The 11,757-nt window shown below is 66.6% G+C and carries 11 protein-coding genes; 2 read left to right on the top strand and 9 right to left on the bottom strand.

Features of this window, described 5'->3' with window-relative positions; translation table 11 throughout:
* Positions 1-20: 20 nt before the first annotated feature.
* The 5 genes from M2319_RS14215 to M2319_RS14195 form a co-directional block, all read right to left on the bottom strand.
* A complete protein-coding gene (locus M2319_RS14215; protein ID WP_264602126.1) occupies positions 21-1,496 on the bottom strand; it encodes an FAD-binding oxidoreductase in 1,476 nt (491 codons plus the stop codon).
* 10 nt (positions 1,497-1,506) lie between these two features.
* Positions 1,507-2,406, bottom strand: a complete 900-nt coding sequence (dapA, locus tag M2319_RS14210; RefSeq protein WP_264602125.1) for a 4-hydroxy-tetrahydrodipicolinate synthase — start codon at positions 2,404-2,406, stop codon at positions 1,507-1,509.
* Between the two features lie 22 nt (positions 2,407-2,428).
* Entirely contained in the window at positions 2,429-3,733 is a 1,305-nt protein-coding gene (locus M2319_RS14205) for a TRAP transporter large permease (protein WP_264602124.1), read from the bottom strand.
* Positions 3,734-3,740: 7 nt separating this feature from the next.
* Positions 3,741-4,259, bottom strand: coding sequence for a TRAP transporter small permease (locus M2319_RS14200; RefSeq protein WP_264602123.1), 519 nt, complete (start codon positions 4,257-4,259; stop codon positions 3,741-3,743).
* Positions 4,260-4,465: 206 nt separating this feature from the next.
* Positions 4,466-5,500 (bottom strand): TRAP transporter substrate-binding protein, encoded by a 1,035-nt coding sequence (locus tag M2319_RS14195; protein WP_264602122.1) that lies wholly within the window; start codon positions 5,498-5,500, stop codon positions 4,466-4,468.
* A gap of 389 nt (positions 5,501-5,889) precedes the next feature.
* On the opposite strand from M2319_RS14195, the gene M2319_RS14190 reads away from it, so the two are divergent.
* Positions 5,890-6,501 carry a helix-turn-helix domain-containing protein gene (locus M2319_RS14190; RefSeq protein WP_264602121.1) on the top strand — a complete coding sequence of 204 codons (612 nt, stop codon included), beginning with the start codon at positions 5,890-5,892 and terminating at the stop codon, positions 6,499-6,501.
* Positions 6,502-6,512: 11 nt separating this feature from the next.
* On the top strand, positions 6,513-7,667 hold the full coding sequence (locus M2319_RS14185; protein WP_264602120.1) for an alpha-hydroxy acid oxidase: 1,155 nt from the start codon (positions 6,513-6,515) through the stop codon (positions 7,665-7,667).
* Here M2319_RS14185 and M2319_RS14180 read toward each other — a convergent pair.
* From M2319_RS14180 to M2319_RS14165, 4 genes are read right to left on the bottom strand one after another with little or no spacing between them, the layout of a single operon-like run.
* A complete protein-coding gene (locus M2319_RS14180; RefSeq protein ID WP_264602119.1) occupies positions 7,657-8,697 on the bottom strand; it encodes a threonine aldolase family protein in 1,041 nt (346 codons plus the stop codon). The two genes, M2319_RS14185 and M2319_RS14180, sit on opposite strands and share 11 nt — an antisense overlap.
* Positions 8,698-8,701: 4 nt before the next feature.
* On the bottom strand, positions 8,702-9,871 hold the full coding sequence (locus M2319_RS14175) for an aminotransferase class V-fold PLP-dependent enzyme (RefSeq protein ID WP_264602118.1): 1,170 nt from the start codon (positions 9,869-9,871) through the stop codon (positions 8,702-8,704).
* A gap of 3 nt (positions 9,872-9,874) precedes the next feature.
* Positions 9,875-10,636: an amino acid ABC transporter ATP-binding protein gene (locus tag M2319_RS14170; RefSeq protein ID WP_319801785.1), complete on the bottom strand. Its 762-nt coding sequence runs from the start codon at positions 10,634-10,636 to the stop codon at positions 9,875-9,877.
* A complete protein-coding gene (locus M2319_RS14165) occupies positions 10,633-11,757 on the bottom strand; it encodes an amino acid ABC transporter permease (protein WP_264602117.1) in 1,125 nt (374 codons plus the stop codon). The genes M2319_RS14170 and M2319_RS14165 overlap by 4 nt, the downstream gene beginning before the upstream one ends.

The raw sequence follows: 11,757 nt of genomic DNA, 5'->3' as shown, positions 1-11,757 counted from the left end.
CCCGCCCTGCCGGCGGGCCGCTAGTCGCCGAAAAGCACACCCGGGTTCATCAGATTGCCGGGATCGAACGCGGCCTTCATCCGCTTCATCATCTCATAGCGCAGCGGATCGCAAAGGCGCTGCAGCTCGCCGGTCAGCTTGCGCCCGACGCCGTGCTCGGCGCTGAACGAGCCGCCAAGGGCTGCGGCGACGTCGTGGAACGCGACCATGACCTCGTCGGCCTTGGCGTCGCGCGCGTCTTCGGAGCCGAGCCCCTGCCAGTAGTCGTGCGGGAACATCAGGATGTAGTGCACGTTGCCGTCACCGAGATGGGAGACCACAACGACCTCGGCCTCGGGGAAGCTCTCTGCGGCGATCCGGTCGGCACGACCGATGAATTCGGCGACCCGCGAATTGCGGATCGAGATATCGAGGACGACGCCGACGCCTTCCTTCTTGTTCGCCTCCGACAGGCTGTGCCGGACGCGCCAGATTTCTTCCGCCTGCGCCTTGCTCTGGGCGAGGAATCCGTCCTCCACCAGCCCGTCCTCATAGGCCGCGGCAAGGAAGCTCTCGAACCGGGCATGGAGGTCCAGATCGCCGTCCGGGCTGCCGAGCTCGATCATCAGGTTCCAGACGGGCGTCGTCTCGAACGGCAGCCGGAGGCCCGGCACATGCCGAAAGGCGATGTCGACCTCGCTCGCCGACAGCAGTTCGAAGGCCTGAATGTACGGATCGCAGTCGTCCTGCAGACGGCTGAGGAGGGTCAGCGCATCGGCCGGATCCTTCACTGAAACCCAGGCATTGGCCTCGGAGCGCAGTTCCGGGAACATCCTGAGGGCCGCGCCAGTCACGATACCGAGCGTACCTTCGGCACCGACGAAGCAGTGCTTGAGGTCGTAGCCGGTGTTGTTCTTTTTCAGGCCCGCGAGGTCCGACAGCACCCGGCCGTCGGCAAGGACGACCTCCACGCCGGCGACGAGATCGCGCATCGGGCCGTAGCGCACGACGCCGGTGCCCCCGGCATTGGTCGAGATCAGTCCGCCGATCTGGGCGCTGCCCTCGCTGCCGAGATACATCGGCACCTGGCGCCCGACGGCCGCCGCCTCTTCGTGCGCGTTGGCAAGGATGACGCCGGCATCGACGGTCATCAGATTGGCGGTCCTGTCGATCTCGCGGACCTTGTTCATGCGGTTGAGGGCAATGACGAGACCCGGCGCGTTGCCGGGCCCGCCGCTGCCGGGCACCGCGCCGTAGCAAAGGCCGGTATTGCCGCCCTGGGGGAACACCGGGACCCCGGCCGCGGTCGCCAGGCGGACCGCGGCGCTCACCTCCATCGTCGTCGCCGGCAGTGCGACGCCGAGGGCCTGACCGCGCTTGCGCCCGCGCCAGTCGACGACGAAGGGCTCCATCTCTGCCGGATCGGTGATCAGGCCCTTGGGCCCGAGCAACGCCTGCAACTCGGCGACCAGCGACGACGGTTCGCTCAGCGCTAAGGAAGGTGACGGGGTCGACATGCCGGGCTCCTTACGCGGCCTCGGCCGCGCTGAGGAGTTGCGCGGTCTCCTTCAGGAGGGCGACCGTCTCCTCGCTCGGATCGGTGAGCGGCAGACGGACGCTGCCGACCGGCATGCCGACGATCTCCATGTATTTCTTCAACGGGCCCGGATTGGTCTCGCGGAACACCACGTCGATCAGCATGTCGAGCTCGCGGCTCGCCGCAACGGCCTCGGCGAGCTTGCCCTGACGGGCGATTTCGAAAACCTTGATCCAACGCTCAGGATAGATGGTGGCGGTGGCCAGCACGCCGCCGCGGGCGCCGAGCGCCACATGGGTGGCGAACAGCGGCTCCTCGCCGCTCAGCACCGACATCTTGTCGCCGGCGAACTTGATGGTCTTCAGGAACTCCGGCATGTCGTAGTTGGAGTACTTGATGCCGATGGCGACCCCGTCCTCGGCGAGTGCCTGCACGGTCTCGGCCTTCAGCTCCACATTGGTCCGGCGCGGGATCTGGTAGAGCACCAGCGGCAGGTCGACCGCATCGCGGTAGTTCTTGAAATAGGCCCGCATGCCCTCCTGGGGACCGGTCGCGTAATAGGGCGTCACCGGCATCAGGCCCGCGGCGCCGGCCTTCTTGAAATCCTTGCCCGCCTCCACGGCGTCCTCGAACCCGGTCGACAGCACGCCCGGGATCACCGGCTTGCCGCCGGCGGCCTCAACGCACACGGCCACCATCTCCGCCCGCTCCTGGCGCGAGAGCGCGGTGTATTCGCCCGTGCCGCCGATCGGGACGATGCCCGAGGCGCCGGAGGCGACCTGGAATTCCACGAGCTTCGTCAGCGCCGCCTTGTCGAGCGTGCGGTCCGGCGTGAAGGGCGTAACGATGGCCGTGAACAGGCCGGAAAGATCGGTCATTGATAGGGTCATGGGTCTCTCTTGCATTGCTGGATCAGTCGATGAAGCCGAACAGCCTTGGGAGGGTCAGCGAAACGGCGGGAACATAGGTGACGATCATCAGGACGATGAGGTTCGATGCCAGGAACGGCAGGCTGCGCCAGACGATCTTGCCGAGTGGCACCCGGCTGATCGCCGAGCCGAGATAGAGCGCCATGCCGAAGGGTGGCGTCATCAGGCCGATCATCACGTTGACGACCATGATCACACCGAAATGGATGGGGTCGACGCCCATGGCGACGACGATCGGCGTGAACAGCGGCGCAAACAGCAGGAGCTGGACGGAATCGCTGATCCACAGCCCGTTGAAGAGGAAGAAGACGTTGAGAAGGAGCAGCAGCATCCAGGGCTGCATGTCGAGCCCCTGGACCAGCGCCGACAGGTCCGAGGGCACCCGTTCGCTCGCGAACACCCAGCTGATCACCGTGGCAAAGCCGACGATCAGATAGACGGAGGCGGAGGTCCGCGCCGCGCGGTCGAGGATGCCCCAGAACGCCTTCAGCGTCAGGTTCCGATAGGCCAGCACGCCGACGAAGAGGGCGTAGAACACGGCGATCGCGGCGGCTTCCGTCGCGGTGAAGACGCCGCCGACGATGCCGCCGATGATGATCACCGGCATGAACAGCGCCCAGAACGCATCGAACACGATGCGCAAGGCGACGGCGAAGTTGAGCCCCGGCACCGGATTGCGCGGAAAGCCGTGGCGGCGCGCCAGGAAGAAGATCAGCACCATCTGCGCCAGGCCGAGCATCATGCCGGGCACGGCGCCGGCCAGGAACAGCGCGGCAACGGATGTGTTCGTGAGGCTGGAAAAGATGATCAGCGGGATCGACGGCGGGATGATCGGCCCCTGGATCGCCGAGGAGACGGTCAGCGCGGCGGCGAAGTCGCGGTCGTAGCCGTCCTTCTTCATCATGTCGATCTCGACCGGGCCCATCGCCGAGATGTCGGCGAGCGCGGAGCCGGAGACGCCGGAGAACATCATCGAGCCGACGACGTTGACATAGGCGATGCCGCCGCGAAGGCGCCCGACGAGGAGCCTGGAGAAGCCGACCAGCCGGTCGGTCATGCCGATCGAGGTCATGATTTCGCCGGCGATGACGAAGAGCGGGATCGACAGCCAGATGAAGACGTCCATGCCGGTAAAGAACTTGTGGACGTAGACATCGAGCATGGAGCTCATGCCCGGCTTGATGAAGAAGTAAGAGAGCCCGGCAAAGCCGATGGCGAAGATCACCGGGCTGCCGAGGAACATCAGGCCGATGAGGAGGCCGATGATGATGAGGAGTGTCGGATCCATGGCGGCCTCACATCTCGGCGCGGATGAGGGAGATTTCCTGGTCGGACGAGGCGCCCCGGACGAGGTCGCGCAGCGCCAGCACCACCATGTGGAACAGCATCAGCGCACTGCCGACCGGAATCGCGAGGTAGATCCAGAACCAGGAAAGGTGCAGCGCCGGCGACGTCCGCCGCCAGCCGAAGTCGGCGGCGTCCAGCCCCTTCCACAGCATGATGCCGAGGAGGCCGGCGAGCAGCAGCCGGAACAGGGCGTTGCGATAGGCAAGGATGCGGCGCGGCCAGAACCGGTCGAAGAAGTCGACGCAGACGAGCTGCTCGTCCTTGACGAGAAGGCTGCCCGACAGCATCACCACCCAGATCATCAGGTAGCGCGAGGCCTCTTCCGGCCAGGTCAGGGAGAAGTTGAAGATGTAGCGCAGGCAGACCTGGACGAAGAGCATCGTCACCACCGCCAGCAGCATCAGCCGCGAGGCGACCGAGGTAACGAAAGCCAGGCGGTCTCCGAATGCTTCGATACCCTTCAACATGTCAGACCTTTCCGCTGGATGTCTTGGCCAATGCACCGCGCCTCGTCCCGGCCGAAAAGCGATCGGGCAGCGAAGGCCTGTCGGACGGAGCGGAGGGGATTATAGCCCCGTCTCCGCCCCGTCCTTTGGGATATGCATGCTGGCGGACTTATTGAAGCGGGCCGCCGGCGGAACGCCCGCCGGCGAGGGATCGCGGAACGCTGCCCTTACTCGGCCGAGGCCTTTTCGACCGCCGCGTCGAGCTCGTCGAGGAGGTCCTGGCCGACGATGTCCTTCAGGACCGCGGCGACCGGCGCCTTGGTCGCCTTGACGAAGAGCTGGAACTCTTCCGGCGTCGGCTGGTAGATCTCGATGCCCGCGTCGCGGATCACCTTCAGGTCCTGGGACTCCTTGGCGGTGATAATGCCGAGCATGGCGAACGTCGCCTGCCGCGCCGCAAAGTCGAACGCCTTCTTATCGGCGTCGCTGAGGCCCTGATAGAATTCCTCGTTGATCGTGACGATCGGAATGTTCGTCAGGTGATGGTCGAGGGTGTAGTACTTCTGCACTTCCTGCAGGTTGGCGAGCAGCATCGTGTAGGGCGCATTCTCCTGGCCGTCGACGACGCCGGTCTGCAGGGCGTTGTAGAGTTCGGCCCAGGCGATCGGCGTTGCCGAGGCGCCGAGCGCCTTCACCAGTTCCAGATGCACCGGGATCGACTGGGTGCGCATCTTCAGCCCCTCCATGTCCGCCGGGGTATGGATCGGACGCACGGAGTTGGAGAAGTTGCGGAACGCGGACGGCATGTAGCTGAGGACGCGCACGCCGGCCTCGGCGGCAATCTTGTCGGAGAGATTCTGGCCGAATTCGCCGTCGAGCACCTTGCGGGCGATTTCCAGGTTCGGAAATGCGTAGGGCATGTCGAGCACCTGGACCGGCGGGTAGTAGGCCGCCAGGTGGCCGGTGGACAGGCCCGCAGCGATCTGGATCGTGCCGCGGATGTTCTGCTCGAGCAGGGATTCAAGGTCGCCGAGCTGGCCGTTCGGGAACACCTGAACCGTGTAGCGGCCGCCGGTCTGGTTCGACAGGATGGTGCCGAACACTTCCGTATAGGCCCAATAGGGGTTCTTCAGGAGATCGCCCTCGCCGTCGACGGTGGCGATCTTGACGATGGTTTCGGCCTGGGCGCCCGCTGCACAGGCAAGGCTGACGCCAATGACGGCAGCCGCCGCACCGGCCTTGAGCTTGCTGAAGACGTTCATGAAGTAGCTCCTTTCGGCACGGGGCTTTCCCGGCGTCTGCCGCCTGCCCCGCGGTTGGTTCCCGATCCAACGGCCCGTTTGGTCCTTGGCGCTGTCGAACCTCTGGATTTGGTGCTTATGGTTGTTGTGACATTTGGTATCGTATCCTTGATGCCGATTGAGTCAACATGAAACGAAATTTTTTCTACTATAGGAAAAATTTGGCGTATTATCGCGATCTGGATTGTTCGCGAAAACTGCGCTACAGCCACCGGCGATAGCCCGGACAGTCCGGGGAACGAGGACCGAGTGTGCGGGATGGCATCCGCGAGACGGTCGCCGCGCGAACGGACGATCGCGGGCGGCAAAGGCGGCGAGAACGGGGTTTAGAGGGTCCGATGGACAGCGAAGTGAAAACGAGGCCGGCGGCCGACCTGAATGACGGCGATGCGGCCGATCCCTCCGTCGATGTCGGCGCCAAGCTCTATGCCCTGCGCAAGGAGCGCGGCTGGACACTGCAGGAGGCCGCAAGGGCGACCACCGTCTCCGCCTCCACCCTTTCCAAGGTCGAGCGCAACGAGCTGTCGCCGACCATCGCCACCATCCAGCGCATCTCGCGCGGCTTCGGCATCGACCTCTTGAGCCTGCTGGCGGAAGTCGAAGAGCAGCCCGCGCTGGCATTGTCCGGCTGCCGCAGCATCTCGCGGGCCGGCAGCGGCAACGCCCACAACACCGGCACCTGCGACAACACCCTTTTGTGCGCCGACCTGAAGCACAAGCGGATGGTCCCGATCCACACCAGGGTCCTCGCCCGCTCCGTCGACGAGTACAAGGCCTGGCCGAACAACGATGCCGACATCTTCGTCTATGTCCTGAAGGGCACCGTGGTCATCCACAGCCAGATCTACGAGCCGCTGACCCTGAACGAGGGCGACTCGATCTATTACGACGCCAGCGGCGGCTATGTCTGGACGTCGGAAGGGCCGGAGCCGGCCGAGGTCATCTGGGTCATCAGCAACTGAGCTGAACCGCCATGCCCGCCGCCCTGGATTTTGCCGAGTGCCGCCGCAGGGCAAAGTCTCGCCTGCCGCGCGGCCTGTTCGAGTATATCGACCGCGGCACGGAGGCCGAGCTGGCGCTCGCCACCATCCGCCGGCACCTCGACGCCGTCCGCCTCGTCCCGGACTCCCTTGCCGGCCCTGCCCCGCGCAACGTTTCGGCCAGCCTCATGGGGACGGACCTCAAGACGCCCCTCATCGTCGCCCCGACCGCGCTCGCCGGCCTCGTGACCCATGACGGCGAGGCGAAACTCGCCCGCGCCGCGGCACGTCTCGGCATGCCGTTCTGCGTTTCCACCCAGTCGATCACGCCGATCGAGGACATCCGCGCCGCCGCGCCCGATGCGCGGCTCTGGTTCCAGCTCTACATGTTCCGCAATCGCGACCTCACCTGGCGGCTCCTCGACCGGGTCCGGGAGACCGGCGTCGACACGCTGGTGGTGACCTCGGACACGCCGGCCGCCCCGATCCGGCGCTATAACCAGAAGAACGGCTTCGGCGTGCCCGTGCGCGCCTCGCTGCCGCTGGCGTGGGACCTTGCGACCCATCCGCGCTGGACCCTTTCGGTGATGCTGCGCTACGTGCTGGAAGGCGGCATTCCCACCTACGGGCATTATCCGCCCGAATTCCGCTCGTCCCTCACCCGCAATGCCGTCGCCGAAGATGTCCGGCTCGACCAGGCCCTCGGCTGGGACGACATTGACGAACTGCGCCGGCGCTGGCCCGGAAAGATCATCCTGAAGGGCATCCTGTCGAAGGCCGAGGCGGAAAAAGCGCGGGACCGCGAGATCGTTGCCATCGTCGTCTCCGCCCATGGCGGCCGCAACCTCGACCTTGCGGTAACGCCGGCGGAAGTCCTCCCGGAAATCGTCGAGGCGGTCGGAGAAAAAATCGGCATCATCGCCGACAGCGGCATCCAAAGCGGCGGCGACGTCGCCAGATACCTCGCCCTCGGCGCCGATGCGGTGATGGTCGGGCGGCTGCCGCTCTACGGCCTTGCCGCGGCGGGCGAGGCCGGCGCGGCCGAATGCCTGGACCTCCTTGCCGCCGACCTTGCGACGACCATGGCCTTCCTCGGCGTTGGCGACCTTGCGCGGCTGCGCCGGGCGCGGAGAATGCCTAACCGCTGATGGCCCGGCGGATGATGCCGATCGCCAGCTCGATCCCGGCGCGATCGACGTCGAGATGGGTGACGGCGCGCATGCGGGTCGGGTTTTCGACGCCGAGCCGCAGGCCCTCTTCGGCCATCCGCGCCGCGATCTCCGGCGCCGTTTTCCCCGTGCCGCCGACATTCAGGAAGAAAATGTTCGTCTCAGGCGTTTGCGGAAAGATCTCAAGGCCCGGGATGTCTTCAATCCCCGCGGCGAGCGCGGCGGCGTTGGCGTGGTCCTCGGCGAGCCGCTCGATATTGTGCTTGAGGGCGTAGCGTCCCGCTGCGGCAAGAACACCCGACTGGCGCATGGCGCCGCCGAGCCGGTGCTTCCAGGTCCAGGCGGCCTCGATGAAATCCCTGGAGCCGGCAAGCGCGCCGCCGACGGGACAGCCGAGCCCCTTGGAAAAATCGATCCAGACCGTATCCACCGTGGCCGCGTGCTCCGCGGCCGGCCGGCCGGAGGCGATCGCCGCGTTGGGCAGGCGCGCGCCGTCCATATGGACGATGAGACCCGCCTCCTTTGCTGCCCCAGCAACGTCGGCCAGCATGTCGACCGGCCAGACGGCACCGCCGCCGCGATTGGTCGTCTGCTCCACCGAGACCAGCCGGCTGCGCGGCGAGCGATGCCGGAGCGGCCGGGCAAGGGCGGCAACGTCGGCACCGGAAAAGATGCCGTCAGGCGTCAGGATGGTGCGGAACTGGGTGCCGGCAACGGCCGCGGCCCCGCCGCCTTCCGATCCGAAGACATGGGCGTTCGACGCGCAGATGATCTCGTCGCCCGGCCGGCAATGGACGAGGAATGCGATCAGATTGCACATCGTGCCCGACGGCAGGAACAGCGCCGCTTCCTTGCCGAGATAGTCCGCGACCTCTTCGCAGAGCGCCAGCGTCGTCGGATCCTCGTCCCGCTGCTCGTCGCCGGTCGGCGCCGCCGCCATCGCCGCCAGCATATCCTTGGAGGGGCGCGTGGAGGTGTCGGAAACAAGGTCGATGGTGAAGTCTGGCACGGTCTCAGGATCCCTTGAGGTGGACGCGGAGCCGGTCGGCGAACCGGCGCACGTCGTCTTCGTTGTTGTAGAAATGGGCGGCGGCGCGCAGGTGCCCGTCCTTGGAGGCGACGCGCACGCCATCGGCGGCAAGCGCGGCCTCGACGGCATCAGAAGACGGGCCGCCGAGGTCGATACTGACGATGCCTGCCCGCCGACCCCAGTCGAGAGGCGTGCGGACGGTGAGCCCGATCCCCTGCACCTCCTCGATGAGGAGCGTCGTCAGGTGCCGGATGCGCGCCTCGATGGCGGCAAGGCCGATGGCGCCGATATAGGCGGCGGCCTCACGCTGGATCGCCGTGCCCAGAAAATTCGGATTGCCGTACTCGAAGCGCCGCGCGCCCGGCGCCGGGGCCGGATCGGCGACGGTACGGTCGAGGGTGTCGAAGCTGAATTTCGACATATAGACCGGGCGCACCTGGTCGAGGACCTCCGGCGTGATGTACATCAGCCCGGCTCCCGCTACGGAAAGCTGTGCCTTGTGGCCGCCCGCCCCGACCACATGGGCGCCGAGGGCATCGAGCCGCCGGTCGAGGACGCCGAGCGCCTGGATGGCATCGACCAGCATCAGGACGCCGCGCTCCCGGCAGGCCTCGGCCAGGAGATCGAGGTCCATCCGCTGGCCGATACCGTACGTCACCCAGGCGACAGAAAGCACCCGTGTGCGGGCGTCCATCGCCGCGATGAGATCATCTTCCGAGACCGTCCCATCGGGGCGCTCGGGCACGATCCGTGTCTCGATGCCCCTGGCGGACAGCGGCCGCCAGGGAAAGGTGTTGTTCTCGTGTTCGGCGCCGGAGATGACGACGTTGTCGCCCTCGCGCCAGTCGAGCCCGTGGGCGACGATGTTGACGACCTCGGAGGTGTTCTTGACGAGGGCGATCCGCTCCGGATCGGCGCCGAAGGTCCGGGCCACCGCGATGCGGGTCTTTTCCACCTCGTCCATGGAGAACGACCGGGCTCCCGCCGCGGAGGACGCGATGTCGGCGAACCAGCTTGCCGCCGCCTCCGCGGCGACGACCGGCGACAGCGCCTTGCGGGCGATATCGAGATAGGTCACGGACGCGGTGGCGGGAAAGTCGCCGCGCAGCGCCTCCCAGTCGGGGGTGCCTGCGGGGCGCGAATGCGCATTCATCGATTAGTCTCCTTCACGGGCGATATGGCCGACGAACGTCTTCGCGCGGTCCGTTTCAGGCGCGGAAAAGAACGCATCGGGCGGTGCCGCCTCGACGATCTCGCCCGCATCCATGAACACGACCAGATCGGCGACGCGATTGGCGAACCCCATCTCGTGGGTGACCACGATCATCGACTGGCCGTCGGCGGCGAGGTCCTCCATGACGTCGAGAACCTCGTGGATCATTTCCGGATCGAGGGCAGACGTCGGCTCGTCGAACAGCATGACCTCCGGCTCCAGCATCAGCGCGCGGGCGATCGCCACCCGCTGGCGCTGGCCGCCGGAAAGCTGGCCGGGATATTTCCAGGTCTCGGAGGTGAGGAGGACGCGTTCCAGTAGCGGTTTCGCCCGCGTAATCGCCGAATCCTCCGGCTCGCCGCGCGTGTAGATCGGCCCGAGCGTCAGGTTGTCCATCACCGTCAGATGCGGAAACAGGTTGAAGTGCTGGAACACCATGCCGGTCGCCCGGCGCACCGCGGCAAGGGCCTCGCGCGATCCGTCCATGACGGTCGGCCCGACGCGCAGCGTGCCCTCCTGAAAGGATTCAAGCCCGTTGACGCAGCGGATCAGCGTCGACTTGCCGGAGCCGGACGGGCCGCACAGCACCATCTTTTCGCCGGGCGCAAGACCGAGCGTGATATCGCGCAGCACATGGTGGGTGCCGAACCATTTGTTGAGGGCGGTCATCTCGACCATGGGGGACGGCGTTGCCGGATCGCTCATGCCTCTCCCCTCCCCAGCCGCCGCCAAGCGTTCTTTTCCATCTCCCGGCCGTGGAAGGTGAGCCCGAGGCAGAACACCAGATAGACCAGGAAGACGAAGAGATAGCCCTCAAGGCCGTAGCGCACCCAGACCGGGTCCTGCAGCGCCGCCTTGGTCGCGCCGAGCACGTCGAAGAGGCCGAGGATGCTGAAGAAGGTGGTGTTCTTGAAGGCGCGGATGATGTCGTTGAAGAGCGCCGGCAGGGCAACGGACAGCGCCTGCGGCAGCACGATCTTGCGCATGCGGGTCCAGTACGGCATGCCGAGCGCCTTGGCCGCCTCCTCCTGGCCGGCGGGAATGGCCTGCAGGCCGCCGCGAATGACCTCAGCGGCATAGGCGGCAAAGAAGATGATCATGCCGATCTCGGCCCGCAAGAGCTTGTCGACGGTGAGCTCGGGCGGCAGGAACAGGGGCAGGATCAGGGCGGCAAAGAACAGCACCACCAGCAGCGGAATGCCGCGCACGCCCTCGATGATGGCGACGCACAGGCCCGCCATGATCGGAAGGCCGGAGCGGCGCCCCAGCGCCAGCAGGATGGCGAGCGGCACGCCGCCGGCGACCGTTCCGGCAAAGACCAGGAAGGTGAGCGGCAGGCCGCCCCAGTCGTCGGTGCTAACGAAGGTTAGACCGAATACCCCGCCGCGCATCAGGAGGGCGGTGACGGCGGCGACAAGGACCCAGCCCCAGAGCCGGACCGCGAGCGGAACGCGGCGCCACGCGGAGGCCAAGCCCCAGCCGAGCCAGAGCGCGATTGTCGCGAACCCGCGCCACTGCTCCTCGAACGGATAGGTGCCGAAGAGGATGACGCGGTATTTTTCCGAAACGACGGCCCAGCAGGCGCCGGCGGCCTCCCGGCAGGCCGCACCCTCGGGCGCCACCCAGACCGCATCGAACAGCGCCCATTTGAGGAAGAACCATGCCATCAGCAGCAGCGGCAGGCCGATGACGACAGTGATCACCCCGTCCGCGATCGAGCCGAAATAGCGGGCATGGAGCCGGGCAAGGACGCCGCGCCGGCCATGCGGCGGCGGCCGGCTGTCGGAGGCCGTCGGAACGGCGAAGGAGGCCGGGCGATGCTCCAT

The organism is Rhodobium gokarnense, assembly GCF_025961475.1.
In the GTDB taxonomy this organism is placed as follows: Bacteria; Pseudomonadota; Alphaproteobacteria; order Rhizobiales; family Rhodobiaceae; genus Rhodobium; species Rhodobium gokarnense.
This window is presented reverse-complemented; position numbering and strand designations above follow the sequence as displayed.

Coding starts and splice junctions, on each gene's coding strand:
- M2319_RS14200 (WP_264602123.1), bottom strand. CDS start 4,259: ATGTTGAAGGGTATCGAAGCATTCGGAGACCGCCTGGCTTTCGTTACC.
- M2319_RS14185 (WP_264602120.1), top strand. CDS start 6,513: ATGCCCGCCGCCCTGGATTTTGCCGAGTGCCGCCGCAGGGCAAAGTCT.
- M2319_RS14195 (WP_264602122.1), bottom strand. CDS start 5,500: ATGAACGTCTTCAGCAAGCTCAAGGCCGGTGCGGCGGCTGCCGTCATT.
- dapA (WP_264602125.1), bottom strand. CDS start 2,406: ATGACCCTATCAATGACCGATCTTTCCGGCCTGTTCACGGCCATCGTT.
- M2319_RS14205 (WP_264602124.1), bottom strand. CDS start 3,733: ATGGATCCGACACTCCTCATCATCATCGGCCTCCTCATCGGCCTGATG.
- M2319_RS14215 (WP_264602126.1), bottom strand. CDS start 1,496: ATGTCGACCCCGTCACCTTCCTTAGCGCTGAGCGAACCGTCGTCGCTG.
- M2319_RS14170 (WP_319801785.1), bottom strand. CDS start 10,636: ATGAGCGATCCGGCAACGCCGTCCCCCATGGTCGAGATGACCGCCCTC.
- M2319_RS14165 (WP_264602117.1), bottom strand. CDS start 11,757: ATGGAGCATCGCCCGGCCTCCTTCGCCGTTCCGACGGCCTCCGACAGC.
- M2319_RS14175 (WP_264602118.1), bottom strand. CDS start 9,871: ATGAATGCGCATTCGCGCCCCGCAGGCACCCCCGACTGGGAGGCGCTG.